The organism is Methanobrevibacter ruminantium M1, from assembly GCF_000024185.1.
In the GTDB taxonomy this organism is placed as follows: domain Archaea; phylum Methanobacteriota; class Methanobacteria; order Methanobacteriales; family Methanobacteriaceae; genus Methanobrevibacter; species Methanobrevibacter ruminantium.
Genome location: NC_013790.1, coordinates 723,992 through 742,638, shown reverse-complemented (window position 1 = coordinate 742,638; position 18,647 = coordinate 723,992). Strand labels below are relative to the sequence as shown.

The window sequence follows — 18,647 nt, the reverse complement described above, 5'->3', positions numbered from 1 at the left end:
AAATGTTAAAAAATAATAAAAATAGTTAAAAATAAATAAATATTAAAATGAAAAATAAAAAAAGATAATTTTTAAAGAATAGCTCTTTAAAAATCATTAAAATTTAAAAGATTAAAATACAAAGGATTCAGACTATTTCAAAAGAGTTTGAACCTTCTTAAATCCTTCGGATATTTTTTCCTGTTTATCATGAATTATCTTTTCTGTATCATTTGTAAGAGCATGGGTCGGACAGGCTTCAACGCACTGTTGGGTGTCATAGTCTGCGCAAAGATCACATTTTGTGGCTTGACCTATCTCATTGATGGTAACAGCCCCAATGGGACATACGCTATGACATAATCCACAGCCGATACATTTATCCTGCTTAATTGTGATTGCTCCGCCTAGGGCAACTATAGCTCCTTTAGGGCAAACAGCAAGACAAGGTGCTTTTTCAGGACTGCAATGCATACAGAATAAAGGGACTCCATCATGAACACGAATTGCATTGTTAGGACAATTACGTTCGCAAAGTCCGCAATCTACACATAATTCTGGGTTGACTTTTAATTCATCCATATTAACACCTCTATTCTCCATCCAATGGCTTTCTAGCCCTTGTATCAGTTGTAATTACACTGAGAAGACCTTTCTTTTTAGCAGGCTTGTCTAAGCCATACATCTTTTCAATGTGTTCCCTTTGTTTCCTTTTGATGACATTTGCAATGTCATGGACTGCAATTGCCCTTTTGGAACAGGCGCGAACACATGCAGGACCTTCCTCTCTATCTGCACAGTGATTGCACTTATGAGCGTTGCTGTATTGAATGCTGATTGCACCGAAAGGACATGCCATTGCACAGAATCCGCAGGCTATGCACTTGGTAACATCCACTCCCAGATTGCTCATTGCACCGGTTGGACAGATGATTTCACAAGGAGCGTCCTCACATTGTTGACAACGAATAGGGAAATAAGAACCGTCTAATTCATGAATAGTGATTCTAGGAACTCCATGGACTCCTGCACATGCTTTTTCACAATCCTGGCATCCATCACATAATTCATTATCTACTATTAATTTCTCCAATAGAGACCCTCCTTAGATACCTAATTCTTCACATTGGTTGTCAACGAATTCTTGTATAATTGCAATTTGTTCATCATCAAGATGTTTGAATCTTTTTTGAGCGGATAAGTATTCCTTAACAGGTTTTCTTTCTTGAGGCCTGTAAGTCACTCTGAATTCACCGTTTTCAATTTCAAATAATCCCCAAGCACCGGTTTCAACAGCAAGTCTGCCTAATTGAATGGTTTGCTCAGGCTTGAATCCCCATCCAGTGGTACATGGCTGTTGCAAGTGAATGTAAGCTGGACCTTTGGTTTCAGCTGCCTTTTTAACCTTTTTCATAAAGTCTTCAGGATAGGAAATTGATGCAGTAGCCACATATGGAATTCCATGAGCTGCCATAATGAAAGCCATGTTCTTCTTAGGCTTGTCTTCACCGAAGCTTTGCTTACCTGCTGGTGAAGTGGTTGTTGATGCACCATAAGGTGTAGCTCCGCTTCTTTGAATACCTGTATTCATATAAGCTTCGTTATCGTAACAGATATAAGTTAAGTCGTGACCTCTTTCCATTGCACCGGATAATGATTGGATACCAATATCTGCAGTACCTCCGTCACCACCGAAAGCAACAACATTTACATCTTCCTTTCCTTGAGCTTTCAATGCTCTTTCCACACCGGAAGCCACTGCCCCTGCATTTTCAAAAGCAACATGAATCCATGGGACTTCCCATGCTGTTTCAGGATAAGGGGATGTCATAACATCCAAACAACCAGTTGCACAAGCAACCACAGTATTCTTGCCTAATGCCTTAAGAGCAAGTCTTACAGCGATAGCTGCTCCGCAACCAGCACAGCCTCTGTGACCTGGTGCCAATAATTCTTCTTCAGGAAATTCCATATTATTCATCCTCCTTTAAGCCTAACCAAGTAACTTCTTTTACTGGATTTTTAGTTAATTCGACAGCTTCTTCAATGTATTCAGGAATTACGTCTCTTCCACCTAATCCTAAAATGAAACCATAGGTTTCCTTGTGGCATTTGGCTTTCAAGTCTGCAAAAAGCGCTCCTCCAATACCAAATGAGAAGTTCTTGTCAAGCACAGCTAATTTATCAGCATTTTTGACAATTTCGTCAATTTCCTCGAATGGGAATGGTCTGTAAGCCCTTATTTTTAAGAGACCTACTTTTTCGCCTTTTTCTCTTAAATTATCTACCACATATCTTACTGTACTTGCCATTGAACCCATACAGACCAATATGATCTCTGCATCGTCACAAAGGTAAGGTTCAGTCAAGCCGTAGGTCCTTCCGAATTTTTCACCGAATTCCGCACCTACTTCCTTGATTACATCCATGGACTTGTCCATAGCCACTTGCATGTCATGTCTTGCTTCTGTATAATATTCAGGGTCTGCAAAGTTACCTAATGACATTGGTTTTTCAGGGTCTAAAAATGCAAACTTAGGTACGTATGGTTCGAGGAATGTATCCACATCAGCTTGTTCCAATAAATCTACTGGCTCGACAGTGTGTGTTAAAATAAATCCGTCTAAACATACCATTACTGGAAGCATGACCTCTTCATGCTCTGCAATTCTATATGCTTGAAGCACAGTGTCGAATGCCTCTTGAGCATTTTCCACATAAAGCTGTATCCATCCTGCATCCCTTTGTGCGATGGAGTCTTGTTGATCGTTCCAAATGTTTAATGGAGCAGAAATTGCCCTGTTTGCATCTGCCATTACTATTGGAGCTCTCATACCTGCAGCTGCAAACAATATCTCATGCATAAGCATTAATCCTTGAGATGAAGTAGCGGTGAATACTCTTACTCCCGCTTCGGAAGCTCCTAAAGTAGCACTAATCGCACTGTGTTCAGATTCAACTCTAATATACTCAGCATCCAAATCGCCGTCTGCAACAAACTGTGCAAGGTATTCGGATATTGTAGTTTGAGGAGTAATAGGGTAAACAGGAACAACTTGTGGTTTTGCTAACTTTACAGCTTCTGCAACTGCTCTATTTGTTGTCATAATTTCTTTTGCCATAAAATTTTCTCCACTTAAATTATAAATAACGATAGATTCTATCTATCCAAATATCAACATAACTATTCTATTTCCATTTTAATAGCTTGAACTGGGCATTCTACTTTACAAATACCGCAACCTTTACAATAATCGTAATCAATGTCATGCTCCTTGTTTACGCATCCTTCAGGACAGAACATGAGACAGTTATTGCAATCTACACAAGCGTCTTTATCAAGGATTGGCTTAAAAGTTCTCCAACTCCCTGTCTTGTTCTTACGTGTACTTCCAGGTTCATAAATTGCACATCCAATAGAAACCATTCAATCACCTTTTCAAAATTTTATCTGCAGCTAAGCCATATCATAAGCCTTTTGAGCTGCCACTGCGTTTTTCTCTCCAATTGGACCTGGGAAAGTTTCCTTTATTACTTCAATAAGTGAATTAATACTTACTTCACCAGTCTTTTTAGCAAAGTATCCTAAAATAATGGTGTTAACGATGTTTACACCTAAAATTTCCAATGCGATGCCTGTAGCATCAACATCAAATACCTTGTGACTTTCAGATTCGACTTTTTCATGAGTGTTTATAATTACTTCACCATTTTCTTTTAATCCGGAATAGACGTCCACAACATTTAAGAGACCGTCGTCAAGAACTATCACATGGTCAGGATTGTATACCTGATATCTTAGGTTGATAGGCTCTGTATCGATTCTGGTAAATGCCATAACAGGAGCTCCCCTTCTTTCTACACCGAAGAATGGGAACGCTTGAGAGTATTTACCATCTTTAAATGCTGCTTTAGCCAAAATTTCTGCTGCAGTTACAGCACCTTGTCCTCCACGTCCGTGAAAGCGAATTTCAATCATTGAGATTTCCTCCATTCTATCATATGTATTATATTTATATGTTAAAAGTATATAAATATGTTGATTTATAATGATAAATAATTACAAATTATTATTTTTTTAGAGAAGACAAAATTAGAAAAAAATTATAATATTTATAAACAGATAACTATAAAAAAATCATAAAAATTAAAATATAAAATCATTTTTCTGATATTTATAAACAAAATATCAATGTTTTAATCTTTAGAATGTTTATAAAAAAAATAGATTAATTATTAATAAAAAATAATTATTTTTTAAAACGATAATGATAAATCGTTAAAGAATCAAAAATCAGAGGGTTTTTTAAAAGTTTTAATTTTAACTAAAAAATAAAAAAAATAAAAAAATAAGAGGATCATTAAAAAATTATAATCCTAAAATTAAAAATTTAATAATCCTAAAATTAAAAATTTAATAATCCTAAAATTAAAAATTTAATAATCCTATATTTTGAGAGTCTTCTGGGATTTCACCAAACCAATCAGTTTTCTTGCCAACATAATACATTATTATACATAATATTATTAAATAGACAATTCCTCCTATCTTATCATATAATTGGAAAGAGGAATTTGATGCTTCCAGTCCAAGCATGATGAATAAGCCAAGAGAAAAATTATTCGCAGTATGAAGGGCTGAACTTATCTCTATCCCATTTGTTTTCCAGGCAAAAAATCCATAGGCAATACCTAAAACCAATGTTTCAAGGAGTCCTAGGGCGTCATATCCATGGCCCAAAGTAAATATTATGGCTTGAATAACTATGGCTATAAGAGGTATCCCAATCCATGACCCTAATGTTTGCATGATAATCCCACGAAATATATATTCCTCTGCAATACATTGGAGAGGCACGGAAATCAAAAGCACAGCAAGAAAGGCTATTGAGAAATGAGATGTGCCTTCTGATCCTAAAATGAGAGATTCTGCCCCCAAATATATTATATACAATATTACAGGAATTGCCAATGCCTTAAAGTAGAGTCTGAAGTTCCATCCCCCTCGTGAAGATGAATAGGAGGAAAAGGGCCTGTCCTTAACAATCTTTGATGCAATATACAATGAAGGAATGAATGCAATAATAATCAGATCGGTGAAGAATATGTTCATTGAAGTGTTTAATGATTCAGCTCCCCCTTTGAAAATGGATATTATAAAATCAGGACCCATTATCAGATAAAAAACCGCCACTATCAGTGCTCCGAGTATAAGAGTTATTATAAAACTTATTATAAAAACAAGTATCGGCTTGTACCACCTATAGCTTTCAAAGGTCTTAGGAAAGCTAATATAATCAGATACTTTATCATTCGTTGTCATAATTATTAATTTGTCAATTAATCATATAAATAAGTTTATAAAATAAATAGACAACAAATAAGAAAAAGGCTAATAAAATGAACATACAACACATTAAGAAGTATAAATTTATAAATTTTAATAAGAATAAGCAATTCATATGATATGCCATAAAGTATTTTAATAAGTTTTTATAATAATATAATTTTATAAAATCAAGATGAATTGCATGATCTGAATGAAAAATTGTTCAATTTAATGGTTAAATATATTTAATTTTGGAGCTAATTATAATGAGATTTTGTCCTAAATGTGGTAAAATGCTAATGCCTAAAAATGATATTCTTAAATGTGCTTGCGGATATGAGGAAAAGATATCTGCAGAAGTAGCTGAAAGGGAGTATAAATTCAAAGGCGAGAGAAAAAAAGAGAATAAGGTTATTGTTACAGACAATAATAACATTGCATTGCCTACCACAAAGATAACCTGCTATAAATGCGGAGGCACTAAAGGGGTTTGGTGGACAGTTCAGACAAGATCTGCTGATGAAGCCCCCACTTATTTTATCAGATGCGTAAAATGCGGAAACACTTGGAGAAGGTCTAACTGAATAAATTATAAAAATCTAACTGAATAAATATTAAAAAAAGGAAAAAATAAATAGAATAAAAATTCTATTTTGAAGTATAGAATAAAAATTCTATTTTGAAGTATAGAATATAAATTCTATTTTGAAGTAAATTGAGAGTTTAAATCAATACCTTCTATTTAAAAATTGTCGTTTTTGGCATCATCAATTATATAAGTCTCATCATAGTCATCATCATAATGAGAATCAGGATTGACTCTTTTTAAGATTCTTTTCTTTATTGGATTATTAGGATCCTCCGGATTATGGAGATAAATAATCTCCTCTTCATAGATAGGTAAATCCTCTTGAGGAGTTTGATAATTATTTAAATCATCATTATGATAATCATCCATATTGGAATCAGGGTTAGGACTCTGATTATGACCCTTATCATTAAAATCACTGTTTAGATAATGCTCTTTATACTCTTGGCCCTTATGGAAGGAACTGGTGTCAATCTTGCGAGCTTTTGATTTTCTTCTAGGCTTAGAGAATCTTTTTTGAGTGAACTCATCATTCACTGCATCATAATCTCCATCTTCCTTATTAAAGTATTCCTGTGTAGAATTTCTTAAAACATTGAAAATTACAAATACAAGGGCTAAAACAACTATTATTGCAATAAAAAAGTCAAAATCAGCAAAGAACATGTTATGCACTTGCATGGTCAAGTCATTTATATCCACCATTCCTCTGATGAAGAGATATATTCCTGCAACTAAAACGATTTCACCATTGATCTTTTCAATGTTAGTTGAGCTTAACAATGGATAAACCCCTAAAGCAATAAGACCAAGACCCATTAACCTAAATAGATTGTTCTGGAATATCCCATACTCAAGAATGTCAAAGATCTTATCAAATACATAATGCATGTCAGAGAGTATGAAGATCACTTCTATTATAACTATGACCACTATTGGAAATATATAGACTATTTCGCTGCCAATGTTTCTAGGCTTTCTTGAAGTTCCTTCCCCAACTCGCTCCTCATACTTCTCAGCAGAGTAGGATGAAAGGAATTGATAAAGAAATGAGCTGAAAACAGACCCTATGACTGTTCCAGAGACACCTAGCCAAGAGGTGAACAAAGCAACAATTCCAGAGATAAGTCCTGCCATTATAACATTAAAATGTTTTACCACACTATCACCACAAAAATACATTTATAAAAATTAAATTTCTTATCTTAAAATTTCTTTTGCAATATAAATATAATACTTATAGTATATAAAGTAATGCATTGATTATTCGTATTTAAACAAACTACATTCTTATATTGTTTAATTTTTTAAAATCGTTATATTTTAGACAAAAGAAGAAAAAATTCCTAATAATTTTGAATAAAAAAAATTATTGGGATAAAAAAACTAAAAAACCATTATAATAACATATATTTCACTGAACAAAGCTTAATCAAATAGCAAATTGTCTAGTATTTGAAAATTAAAAAAAAAAAACAATCCGAAGATTGAAAAAAATAAAAAAAACTAATTATTTGAAATAATTAGAAAAAGAGCCTTAGGGGGGATTCGAACCCCCGACTTCTACCTTACCAAGGTAGCGCTCTACCGGCTGAGCCACTAAGGCAAAATCGAGAAAAAAATAAAAAAAATAGTGCAAGAGAAGGGATTCGAACCCTCGAAGGCCTACACCAAAGGATCTTAAGTCCTTCCCCTTTGGCCGCTCGGGCACTCTTGCATAGTAACAACAATATTATGTTGAACTTCATAATATATAAAGGTTGTGGATTTATGAAAATCTGATGGCGAAATGGAAAAATAGAATTAAAACTTTGGATTTGAGATAAAAAATTAATGGAAAATTACTGAAATTTTACAAAATTATATAAAGAAAAAATATTATATTTTAAAATAGTATTAACTAAGAAAATTAATCTTAATTAAAAATTAATAATTTAATTGAAAATAAGCGAAATTAAAATACAAAATTCTCAAAAAATTGTTTTTATGAGGCGATATATTGATAGTGATTGATTTAGACGAATGCGGAGTATGTGAAAAATGCATACCTGTCTGTCCTAAGGAACTAATTGAAAAAAAAGGATATACAATGATTATAAAAGATGGCTGCGATGACTGTGGCATATGCTTGGATATGTGTCCTTTAGGAGCCATCTATGAGGAATAGCTATTAAAATAATTAATTAAATTAAAAACCTTTAATTTATAGCTTAAAGTGAAAAAAATCTATAAAAAATAATTAATTAAATTAAAAACCTTTAATTTATAGCTTAAAATGGATAAAGATTTTTTATTAAACATAATAAAAAAGATAGGTTAAAACTATGAAAAAACCAGGGATTTTAAATAAAATTACAATTATTGACATTCTAATAATAATTTGTATCATTGGAGCAGTGGGATTCGCAGTTTACCATATGGTTGATGATGACTCAACAAAGGCTTCAGCTACCTCCTTTGACTATTCAACAAACAATAAGATGCTTGAAACATATATGAATTATTATAAAGATGGAAAAATAGTTACAAGCAGCCTTATTGGAACTAAATCAAACACCGGCGAAAAGATTGAAATGAACGGCACAGTCCTATGGCTTGGAGACAATCAAAACGATAAGGTAAACATTGAAATTAACAATGACGGCAAGCCTATACTCGCTGGTTTCTACAAAGACACACCAAATGCAGATGTCTTTATTGAACAGATAAGCCTAGAGACAAATGGAGACAGCTATGCAAACATTACAGACTTTGTAGTCAGTCCTAAAGAGATTAAGAATCTAAAGGAAATAATATCTAAAATTCCTAATGATACAGAATATGAAATCAGTACAAGCATCGCTATAGATGACCTAGATAGCGTTACTGCTCAAAAATTAGCAAATGCATTAAATAAAAATAAGAAACCTTGCATTGTCTTAAAGAATAGTGGAACAGTCATACTTGAAGTCAATAGAGCCAATCAGACTGATTTTGAAATAGCTGACAATGTATTAGGAGACTTTAAAGGACAGACAAGCGAGATACAAATTAGAATCTATAATTCTACAGCACAAGATTCCATAGACATTCAAAATGCATTTAATGTTTTAAGCATTGCTAATACAAGTCATTAATAAAAAAAAATCCCAATAAAAGAGAACAAACTATTATTGAATTTTAAAATAATAAAGTGAAAATATGAGCTTAATATATTCTATAACTAGCACAATAACTAGAAATATAGAAAAAATACTAAGAGAGTCCCTTTTATTTACAATCATTTTCAATATATTGGAATTTATTGAAAATCAATGGGTCAACAGTTATTTTAAGGGCTTATACCCTAGCGAAAGATTCCTATCAATTGTAAATAAGAGTAAGATCTTAAAGGAAGAGATATTTTCACCCCTTATTGTTTTAGTCACATTCACTCTTTTTATACTTCTTGCAACTGATCCGGTCCCAAGGGATTTGCAGACCACTATAATCATTGCTTTTCTAAGCTTTTTTATTGGTGCAATAATATTTCCAAGATTTATTTTGAATAATCAATTAAATCAATTAAATGATGAAACTAATACCGACAATAAAGAATCAAAGACTGATAAAAGCAAGCAAATTCCCTTATTTAATTCCTACGATGTATATTCAATAGGATTCTGCCTTAGCTTAATTGGAATTGTCTTTTTGTTTTTAAGCATTGCCTCCGTTGGAGGGCTGCCAATACTAAAGTCCTCATTAAGATATTCACTTAAGCCAGCATTTACAATGCCTGTATTTTTAATAATTCCAGGTATCGGACTTATGGCTTCACATTATCTAAACCAGTACAAGAATAATGAAATCAGCCGCAGCCAAACAAGATTCAGATTCTTGGTTTTAACTGCAATTGGAATTGGAACTGTCCTTACACTCCAATATAGAACCCCAATCATTGCCATTTTACTTATGATGATTATAATAGGATATTATGGTAAAATACTATCAGTTTGGGAGGTCATTTTAGGTGCCCTGCTTGGAGTATGTGCCATCATTGGAATTGGATATTTAAGATCATTGAATGAGCTTGCAATAAGCTCAAATACAAATATATTCTCCACCTTAAACTCAAGGGCAAACTTTACAATGCATGTATTGAACCTACTGAATTATATTTCAGGGAATTTCGGACTAATGCATGGAAAGATGATAGCAAGCGCCATGCCTGGAAGCGATCTTGGACCTAGAATGATGGTGGGCAAACTGATAGCTTGGAGAACAGAGGTTACTGTAACCCCTACATTGCTAGGACAGATGCTAGTGGATTTCGGAAAACTTGGGGTTGCAGTGGAGATGTGCCTGCTTGGATTCCTTTTAGGAACTGGATATAAAATAGTTAAAATCACTGAAAACTCTTTTTACATAGCCCTTTATGGCTTGATTTTAACCTATTCCATTGTAGGTGTTGAAACTGGAATATTGGACATACAGATTTTAGCTTACTTCTTTATAAGTGCTTTTATCTATTTTGCAGTTATATTAAAAGATAAAGGCATAAGAATCTATTAAAAGAAGATATCAATAACTATTTTTTATAAAAACAGATTTTAAAATCGCTAAATCAATAAAGCTATAAAAAAAGAAAAAAAGAATTCATAGCAATGCTATGAATGATTTCAAGATGGCAAATAATAAAGAATTATTTACTTAAATATTGAAGAATAATCTTTTTTAGTTGGACCCTGAATCTTACATTAGAAAAGAGCGATTAAATGTGCAGAAGAAAATGATGTGTTTTATGTAAAACTCATTTAACTAAACAATTAATAATAAATTCTTAATTCAAGAAAATAAATGATTAAATCAATTCTTGTACAATTTTACTTGAATTAAAGAACTTATCATTAACAAGATTATTACAGATTTTTATTCAATATCACAATAATTTAGGTATGCCTAAATTTATTGTTAATTATAGGTTGTTCTTCATAGTATATAAATCTTTCTAAATTTTTAGGTATGCCTAAAATTTTATTGGAAATCTGGATAAGATGATAAATGAGATAATGTGGATCAATTGAAAAAAAAAAAATAAGAATAAAAATTTAAAATAATTTAAAAAAAAACTGATTAAAAAGAAATCATACATAGTAAAAAGAGATTATACATAGTAAACTCAGGGATTAGAGTTACTATGTATTTTTTGGAGATTGTTTATAACTTAAGTGTTATTAAATGGTCTTAAAATATCAAAATGTTCTTATTAATCAATGAACCCCCGCAAAAGAAAAGAGAGCATGAGAAGAAAATGATGCTTTGTGAATTCATTTAAAGTTAATAATAACCTAAAGATAGGAGGACAATATTTGAGACATAATGTGTAATTTTATAAGCCTTTAGATTATTATTAACCAATTAATAAACAACATGATTATATTTTTATAAACAATAATATTTAGGTATACCTAAACTTATTGTTAATTATAGGTTGTTCTTCATAGTATATAAATCTTTCTAAATTTTTAGGCATACCTAAATTTTTAATGATATAAAAAATAGAATTGGATATGAAATAATAATTAATCCATTAAATAATTATAATGATTATAAAGATAAAGAAACGCCTAAATAATCCAAATTGCCAGAATAGAACAATACAACCAGTTCTAAAACAATGACAATGCCTATAACACAAGCTAAAAATATATACTCATGCTTTCCAATTATAGTCTTGGCATGATATAATCTGGAATTGTCTGAGAAGCATCTGCTGGCCATACTTAAATAAATGGTTTCTCCCTTTTCATATGCCTTTAAAAACATCATCGCTATGCTATATCCCACCTGCTTGACTCTCCATTTATACGGAATCTTCTTATTGAAAGGATCAAAGTTTCTAGACTTCATTGACTGTCTGATGTCCCTTAATTCATCTACAAAGATAAATAGGAATCTGACCATAATTGTTAAAATCATAGCAAGATCTCTTGGCATTCCAAGCTTTCTAAATGATTGAACAACTTCCTGCATTGGTGAGGTAGATGAAAGGATGACAATAGCTGTCAAACAGACGATTAATCTAGCAAATAAGAGAACTGTCCAATTTAAACCAGTGTCTGTTATAAACAACCAAGGATAAGGACCTTGCCAAATGATATTTCCAGGGTGGATGAATGGCTGGAAAGCGATAACAAAACCACCGAATGGCAAAAGAAGAGCTATTCTTTTAAAGCTGTCCTTAAAGGACAATTCAGCCAGATACATTACAATGAGCAAGAATATTTCCAATACAAGTGGAACTATTAGCCTATCTGAAAAAACACAGAAAACGATTATTAATAAGATGGCAATAAGCTTAACCCTACCTTCCAAATTATGAATGATAGTGTCCTTAGAAGCGATCACTTCCAAATTTCTAACTTCTTCTATTGCCATAATAATCACTTAAAATTAGTTTTTTAATATTAGTAAAAATCAGTTTTTTAAAATTATATTTAATTAAAAATTAAAATTCCTAATTAAATATTAGATTTTCAAATAAAAATATTTAACTTAACTTAAATAGACAAAACTTAAATTACCCATTTAACCTAACTTAAAAAGATAAAACTTAAATTACCCATTTAACTTAACTTAAATACTTTAAATCTTTAGAAATAGAAAAGAGGTGATCTTAGATAAAAATTATAAAAATAATTAATATCTAAGATTTTTTTCTAATATTTAAAGTTCGGTTAAATTCAAAATGCCCCTTTAAAAAGTCTTTAAAAGTTTAGATTTGATAAAAACTTAAATTAAAGCTTTTTAAAACTTTAAAATTGATAAAACCTTAAATTAATGCTTTTTAAAAAGTTTAAAATTTAATGGAACCTTAAATTAATAAATTTTATAGTCTGAACAAACTTATTCAGATCTTTTCAATGCATAACCTATACCCCATGCAACAATAAGTGTTATCAGCGCGCCTAGAATCAATACGCCGATTTCACCTATTTTTTCTAAAGGCTCATAGGTATAGTCTGGGAATGGAGCTTCCATTACTGGAGCTTCAACATCTTCGCCAACGTTTGCATCTTCTGCTGATTTTTCTAATCCATCTGGGTCTCCAGATGCAATGTAAGGAGATAATACTGCTAATGCAAGACAGAATATAATCCCTACTACGATTAAATATTTGTCACTTTTACTTAATTCCATATTTTCACCCTCTATTCTCTATTCCATGCCAATAGATCTGGTCTGTATTTTTCAAGAGCAAATATAACAATAACTGTTAATACTCCTTCAATTAAACCAATGAATGCATGGTAAAGTGCCATAGAAGCGACTCCCACACTCAATGGGAAAGTTCCTGCAATAGCCATCTCAAGAGCACAGACAACAGCTGCAACTAATGTTGCAAGCCATGCGCCTAAGAATATTGAAGGATATTTTCCAATGATGCCGTTTAATCCTTTGTAGGTGTAAAGACCGACACATCCTCCAACGATAGCCATGTTAAATACATTTGCACCTAAAGCGGTAATTCCACCGTCTCCGAAGAATAAAGCTTGTATAAGCAATACTGCAGTGAATACAAGAACAGCAGCTTCAGGAGCCATAAATACAATAGCAACTAATGCCCCACCGACCATGTGGCCACTGGTACCAAATGGAATAGGCATGTTCATAGACATAATTGCAAAAATACCTGCAGCTAATACTGCAAGAAGTGGTATACGTTTTTCATCTAGATTTGCTTTGGCCCATTTTCCAGCGAAATACAATGCAATAATCAAGATTACATAGTAGATCGCACATTGCCAAAGAGGTATAAAACCATCAGGTATATGCATATTTTTTTCCTCCAAATTAATTAAATTGAATAAATCACACTAAAAAGATTACTTTTTAAACTTAAATAAGATTATTAAAAATAAAAATATTAGAATTTTAAAAGCTAATAAGATTATTGAAAATAAAAATATTAAGAAAAATTATTACCCATTAATACTTTAAATACTAAATACAATGCAAAAAAATAATTTACTTTTAAAAAGTAATACTTTTTTAATATAATTCATTATGAAAGTAATACTTTAGTAATACTTTTTAAAAAACAAAGAAATGATTAAGTATTACTAGAAAGCAGAATTCACCATTATTTGTCAAAATAAACAACATAATATAGAGATAATGCTATTTATAAACAAATAAACAATACTATTTATATATAAAGCATTTATAAATGTTTGTTTTGTATTACTAATCCTTTGATTTTAATAAAAAAAGTAATACTTTTTTAAAAGTAATAAAAATTTAAAACATTTTATTAACAATTATTTTAGTTTAAGAATAAAGAATTAAAGATAAAAATAGAAAATCAAGTATATTTGATAAATTATGGAAAAAATAATTATGGATTTTCCCAATTAATGAAAAATAAGACAGATATAAATTTTGTTCATAAAAATAAGAACAATGATAGACTTAATTAGGTAAATTTCATAAAAAGAGAAAGAAGAGCAAGTTAAAATTGTTTTTAAATACCATACCATTTTTATTTTACTTAATAATAATGCATATTATTATGATTTTAATTTGAATTTTTTTAGATAAATATTATATAAAAATAAGAAATAACTGTTTATTATTCGCTAAATGAACAATTCTTATCCCTTAAAACTTATTATTTTACTGTTTTTTAACTTATTGTAAAAATCATTTTTTAAAGTTAATTTTAAAATGCTTTTAAATCATAAGAGCAAAACTTTTTTTTAATATTGGAACTATTTTGCTTTTGATTTAAAAGCCCTTAATTTTGCTTGAAGTTTGGATATATAATCAAATTCCTTTACAGTAGAAAGGGAATTCCCATATCCGCATCTTGGACAAAAAGCCTTATTACAGCCTTTACACTGTCCACAAGCACCACAAGGCCCTCCTTCAAGAGGATCAAACTCGTAACCACACATACTACATTGCATCATATCACCTTAAATTAATTTTTAAACAACTGAAAATAATAAAAAATATATTGATTTAAGTGTATTTATCATTAAAACGCTAGGACTAAAGCTTTTCTTTAGTTCAATTTAATAGTCCCCAATATAAAATGAATAGATTAAGTTATTAATTAAATTGATTAAATTAATTAAATTATCTAAATAAAGAATATTAAATCAAATAAAGAAAAATAAAGAACTAGAACTAGCTAAACGATCAAAACTTAATTAAAAAAAAGAGTTAGAACTGGCTAAACTAGTTCATAACTCCATTTAAAAAAAAAAAAATAAAGATTTGGAATGGGTTAACCCAATCCCAAACCTAGTCCAATCATATAAACTATGAAAGCTACCACATATGCAACAACTAAAGTCAATCCAGCCATCAGCAATGGATATTTCCATCCACCGGTTTCCTGCTTGATTGCCCCCAATGCTGCAAAACACGGAATGTATAGAAGTACAAATACCATGAATACGTAAGCGGTTAGAGGAGTAAAGATTCCATGCATAGCTGCAGCAATCTCGGCTCCCTCCTCTGCCACTCCAAAGAGCGAGCTGAAGGTACCGACAACAACCTCCTTAGCAACAAGACCAAATAATAAGGCTACAGCAGGTTGCCATTCTCCGAAACCTAAAGGAGCAAACACAGGTGCAATGACCTGACCGATAGTACCGATTGCACTATCTGCAGATCCATATTCCACACCAGCAGGGAAATAGCTTAACATCCAGATTACAATACTTGCTACCAAAATAATGGTACCTGCCTTTTTAATGAATCCCCAGGATTTTTCAAGGGTGTGCATTATGATACCTCTGATTGTAGGCAATTTATAGTCAGGTAATTCCATTACAAATGGAGCGTCCATTTCTTTAAATGTAGTCTTTCTTAATATAAATGCAACAATGACTGCTACAAGTATACCAAGCAAGTATAATGAGAAGATTACAAGGCTTTCATTAGCTGCGAAAAATGCCCCAACTAACAATAAGTATACAGGCATTCTAGCAGAACAGGACATGAATGGAACAATCAGCATAGTGATCAATCTGTCCTTTTCGTTTTCCATGGTTCTGGTTGCCATAATACCTGGAACACCACAACCGATTCCTAAAAGCATAGGAATAAATGCCTTACCATGTAATCCTACAAACTTATGCATTAATTTATCCATAACGAATGCAGCTCTAGCTAAATAACCGCAATCTTCAAGGAAACTAATAATTAAGAACAATAGAATGATTTGAGGCAAGAAGACCAATACTCCGCCAACCCCTCCGATAAGTCCATTGACTAGGAATGAAGAAAGCATTGTTTCTCCAAGGGAGCCGATTATGGCATCACCTAAGATTCCAAAGAATTCGTCAATCAAATCTTGGAAAGGTGCGCCGAAAGTAAATACGATTTCAAACATTGCATACATTATAACAAGGAATATCGGGAAGCCCAATATCCTGTTTGTAACGATTCTATCGATTTTTTCACTTATAGTGGTTTTCAAATGGTCCGGCTTGGTGAGAGATTCTTTTAATAATCCGTCAATGAATGCATATCTTGCATTTGCGATTACCTCTTCACTGCCTTCTCCAAATATGCCTTTCAAGTGGTCCTTGACCTTTTGAGTTTCATTTACTATATTGTTTCTTTTTGAAGATCCTTCAATCTTCTCTTCAACGATTTCATCATTTTCAAGCAATTTGATTGCAATCCAAGATGAAGGAACATCAAGTAAGTTTTTGTCTTCTTCTATAACAGCCTGCAATTCAGCGAGATGCTCTTTAAGTTCATTGTTATAAACCAATTTTTTAGAAGAGTCTACCGGGTTTGCAGCTGCTTGTTCAATAGTTTTAAGCAATTGCTCTTTACCTATATCACTATTTGCTTCAATTTCAACAACAGGAACTCCCAATAATTCAGAAAGCTTATCTGCATTGATTGTATATCCCTTGTCTTGGGCGTACTTATTCATATTCAATGCAACTACTAAATTAGCTCCGAGCTCCATCATCTGAACAGTCAGATACAGGTTTCTTTCTATGTTTGCTGCATCTATAATGTTCACGATTACATCAGAGTCTTCATCTACGATAAAGTCTCTTGATACAATTTCCTCAATTGAATGAGCACTTAAAGCATAGTTACCAGGTAAATCAATTACTTCAACTTCGTTCCCACTATGTTTATAGGAACCTTTTGCTTGTGCTACGGTTTTACCAGGCCAGTTACCTACATGTTGGTTTAAACCGGTCAAATTATTGAATAGGGTGGTTTTACCTACATTAGGATTACCTGCTAAACCTATTTTGAGATTTGCCATATTGTATACCTTTTTGTAATTGATTTTAAGTTTTTATGCTTTTTAACATATTTTTGATTAATTATAAAAATCAAAATGAAATTTTTAAGTTTAAGTCATAGACTAGTGAATCAAATTAGACATAAACTAATAAAATAAATTTAAGTTTAAGTCATAGACTAGTGAATCAAATTAGACATAAACTAATAAATTTATAAAATTAAATATTTGAAAAAAATGTTAAATAAAAAATTAATAAAATTAAATTTTAAATATTTGGAAGTTTCTAACTCACCAATTTTTCATCTATAAAATAAAATGAAATTATACTTCTACATCGATATTCCTAGCTTCTTCTTTTCTAAGACATACAGAGTATCCTTTTACCTTAATTTGCATAGGATCTCCAAGAGGAGCTACTTTTTCTACTTCAATATCTGCTCCTTTAATGAAGCCCATACCGAGCAAATGTCTTTTCAATTCCAAATCTCCGCCAGTTCCGTAAGAAGATAAGGTGCCTTGTTCTCCAGATTTGAGTTCGCTTAATTTTTTAATCATTTTATAACCTCGCAAAAATCATAATATAAAAATAATATCCAAGAAGTAGGAAATTTAGGTATACCTAAATTAAGGTTTATTGGAATCTCAATATTTTGAGGTATTTGTAGTTTAATTAAAATTTTTAAATTTTCTTTAAAAATTAGATATTTTTAAAATAAATTGCATTGGTTTTTAAAAATATATTGGATTGTTGATTAAATGAAAATAAAAAGATTACTATAAAAACCTAATTAGGCATACCTAAAACCTAATATTATTTTACTCCCTACTAGTATATAAAGTTTAGGTTTACCTAATAGTATACCCCCCATAATACAAGACATTAATAAAAAAGGTCAAGGAACCCTTCTTTTTCCAGAATAAAGGACGAATGCTGGAAAAAAAGAAACTAATAAAAAGAAATAAAATAACTCTTATTATAATTATAATATAAATAATAATCTATAAATTAATATAATATTTTTATATTCAAAAATAATAATATTAGTATTATAATTATCTTTTAGGTATACCAAAACTTTTAAATAAAATTAAATAAAAATTATTTATTGTAATTCTAAAAAATTTCCAAAAGAATTAACAATTAAAAAACAGGTGATTATATGGTAGACAGACATGAAATTGTAGACAAAATGTATGAAAACAAACACACTTTACTTTTCGTAGGAGGAATTGCAACTGCAATTGTAGGGGCAAAAATTTTAAAATCCCAAACCACTAAAGATTACGCTGCAAAAGGAATGGCTAAAGTTCTAACTTGCAAAAGCGACTTAGAAGAATCCATTCAAGACATTAAAGACAATGCAGAAGACATTCAAACTGATGCAAAAGCTGCTCAAAAAGAAGCAATCTGTGTAGATGTAACTGAAGAAGAAGAATAAAAATAATATTATTTTTTAATTCTTAACTTATTATTTTATTATAATTTAGATAAAATTCCAATC

19 protein-coding genes and 2 tRNA genes are annotated in these 18,647 nt (G+C 31.2%); 5 read left to right on the top strand and 16 right to left on the bottom strand.

Annotated elements, in window-relative coordinates; genetic code table 11:
* Positions 1-132: 132 nt before the first annotated feature.
* The 7 genes from MRU_RS02810 to MRU_RS02780 form a co-directional block, all read right to left on the bottom strand.
* Complete coding sequence (locus MRU_RS02810) at positions 133-561, bottom strand: 4Fe-4S dicluster domain-containing protein (RefSeq protein ID WP_012955355.1); 429 nt, start codon at positions 559-561, stop codon at positions 133-135.
* Between the two features lie 10 nt (positions 562-571).
* Positions 572-1,072, bottom strand: a complete 501-nt coding sequence (locus MRU_RS02805; protein WP_012955354.1) for a 4Fe-4S dicluster domain-containing protein — start codon at positions 1,070-1,072, stop codon at positions 572-574.
* A gap of 12 nt (positions 1,073-1,084) precedes the next feature.
* Entirely contained in the window at positions 1,085-1,951 is an 867-nt protein-coding gene (porB, locus tag MRU_RS02800; protein WP_012955353.1) for a pyruvate synthase subunit PorB, read from the bottom strand.
* Between the two features lies 1 nt (position 1,952).
* Positions 1,953-3,101 (bottom strand): pyruvate synthase subunit PorA, encoded by a 1,149-nt coding sequence (gene porA / locus MRU_RS02795; protein WP_012955352.1) that lies wholly within the window; start codon positions 3,099-3,101, stop codon positions 1,953-1,955.
* 62 nt (positions 3,102-3,163) lie between these two features.
* Positions 3,164-3,406 carry a pyruvate synthase subunit PorD gene (gene porD / locus MRU_RS02790; protein WP_012955351.1) on the bottom strand — a complete coding sequence of 81 codons (243 nt, stop codon included), beginning with the start codon at positions 3,404-3,406 and terminating at the stop codon, positions 3,164-3,166.
* 30 nt (positions 3,407-3,436) lie between these two features.
* Positions 3,437-3,958 carry a pyruvate synthase subunit PorC gene (gene porC, locus MRU_RS02785; RefSeq protein ID WP_012955350.1) on the bottom strand — a complete coding sequence of 174 codons (522 nt, stop codon included), beginning with the start codon at positions 3,956-3,958 and terminating at the stop codon, positions 3,437-3,439.
* 450 nt (positions 3,959-4,408) lie between these two features.
* On the bottom strand, positions 4,409-5,302 hold the full coding sequence (locus MRU_RS02780) for a CPBP family intramembrane glutamic endopeptidase (RefSeq protein WP_012955349.1): 894 nt from the start codon (positions 5,300-5,302) through the stop codon (positions 4,409-4,411).
* A gap of 272 nt (positions 5,303-5,574) precedes the next feature.
* Here MRU_RS02780 and MRU_RS02775 point away from each other — a divergent pair, with 272 nt between their 5' ends.
* Positions 5,575-5,892, top strand: coding sequence for a transcription factor S (locus tag MRU_RS02775; RefSeq protein ID WP_012955348.1), 318 nt, complete (start codon positions 5,575-5,577; stop codon positions 5,890-5,892).
* 158 nt (positions 5,893-6,050) lie between these two features.
* Here MRU_RS02775 and MRU_RS02770 read toward each other — a convergent pair whose 3' ends face one another.
* The 3 genes from MRU_RS02770 to MRU_RS02760 form a co-directional block, all read right to left on the bottom strand.
* Entirely contained in the window at positions 6,051-7,058 is a 1,008-nt protein-coding gene (locus MRU_RS02770; protein WP_143714289.1) for a hypothetical protein, read from the bottom strand.
* Positions 7,059-7,430: 372 nt separating this feature from the next.
* A tRNA-Thr gene (locus tag MRU_RS02765) sits at positions 7,431-7,503 on the bottom strand.
* 28 nt (positions 7,504-7,531) lie between these two features.
* Positions 7,532-7,614 (bottom strand) — tRNA-Leu (locus tag MRU_RS02760).
* A 288-nt stretch (positions 7,615-7,902) separates the two neighbouring features.
* Between MRU_RS02760 and MRU_RS02755 the strand changes: the two genes are divergently transcribed.
* The 3 genes from MRU_RS02755 to MRU_RS02745 all read left to right on the top strand — a co-directional run bounded on the left by MRU_RS02755 (position 7,903) and on the right by MRU_RS02745 (position 10,427).
* Positions 7,903-8,064 (top strand): 4Fe-4S binding protein, encoded by a 162-nt coding sequence (locus tag MRU_RS02755; RefSeq protein WP_012955346.1) that lies wholly within the window; start codon positions 7,903-7,905, stop codon positions 8,062-8,064.
* 157 nt (positions 8,065-8,221) lie between these two features.
* The gene (locus MRU_RS02750) at positions 8,222-9,013 is read left to right on the top strand and encodes a hypothetical protein (RefSeq protein WP_012955345.1); all 792 of its coding nucleotides are present in this window, start codon (positions 8,222-8,224) and stop codon (positions 9,011-9,013) included.
* Between the two features lie 64 nt (positions 9,014-9,077).
* Positions 9,078-10,427: an oligosaccharide repeat unit polymerase family protein gene (locus MRU_RS02745; protein WP_012955344.1), complete on the top strand. Its 1,350-nt coding sequence runs from the start codon at positions 9,078-9,080 to the stop codon at positions 10,425-10,427.
* Positions 10,428-11,462: 1,035 nt separating this feature from the next.
* Here MRU_RS02745 and cbiQ read toward each other — a convergent pair.
* The 6 genes from cbiQ to MRU_RS02715 form a co-directional block, all read right to left on the bottom strand.
* A complete protein-coding gene (cbiQ, locus tag MRU_RS02740; RefSeq protein ID WP_394296004.1) occupies positions 11,463-12,296 on the bottom strand; it encodes a cobalt ECF transporter T component CbiQ in 834 nt (277 codons plus the stop codon).
* A gap of 465 nt (positions 12,297-12,761) precedes the next feature.
* Positions 12,762-13,055, bottom strand: coding sequence for a PDGLE domain-containing protein (locus tag MRU_RS02735; protein ID WP_012955342.1), 294 nt, complete (start codon positions 13,053-13,055; stop codon positions 12,762-12,764).
* 11 nt (positions 13,056-13,066) lie between these two features.
* Complete coding sequence (gene cbiM, locus MRU_RS02730; protein WP_012955341.1) at positions 13,067-13,693, bottom strand: cobalt transporter CbiM; 627 nt, start codon at positions 13,691-13,693, stop codon at positions 13,067-13,069.
* A 933-nt stretch (positions 13,694-14,626) separates the two neighbouring features.
* A complete protein-coding gene (locus MRU_RS02725) occupies positions 14,627-14,824 on the bottom strand; it encodes a hypothetical protein (RefSeq protein ID WP_012955340.1) in 198 nt (65 codons plus the stop codon).
* Positions 14,825-15,147: 323 nt separating this feature from the next.
* Positions 15,148-17,163, bottom strand: a complete 2,016-nt coding sequence (feoB, locus tag MRU_RS02720) for a ferrous iron transport protein B (RefSeq protein ID WP_012955339.1) — start codon at positions 17,161-17,163, stop codon at positions 15,148-15,150.
* A gap of 303 nt (positions 17,164-17,466) precedes the next feature.
* Positions 17,467-17,700: a FeoA family protein gene (locus MRU_RS02715; protein WP_012955338.1), complete on the bottom strand. Its 234-nt coding sequence runs from the start codon at positions 17,698-17,700 to the stop codon at positions 17,467-17,469.
* A 605-nt stretch (positions 17,701-18,305) separates the two neighbouring features.
* On the opposite strand from MRU_RS02715, the gene MRU_RS02710 reads away from it, so the two are divergent.
* Positions 18,306-18,584, top strand: coding sequence for a DUF6110 family protein (locus MRU_RS02710; protein ID WP_012955337.1), 279 nt, complete (start codon positions 18,306-18,308; stop codon positions 18,582-18,584).
* Positions 18,585-18,647: the final 63 nt, after the last annotated feature.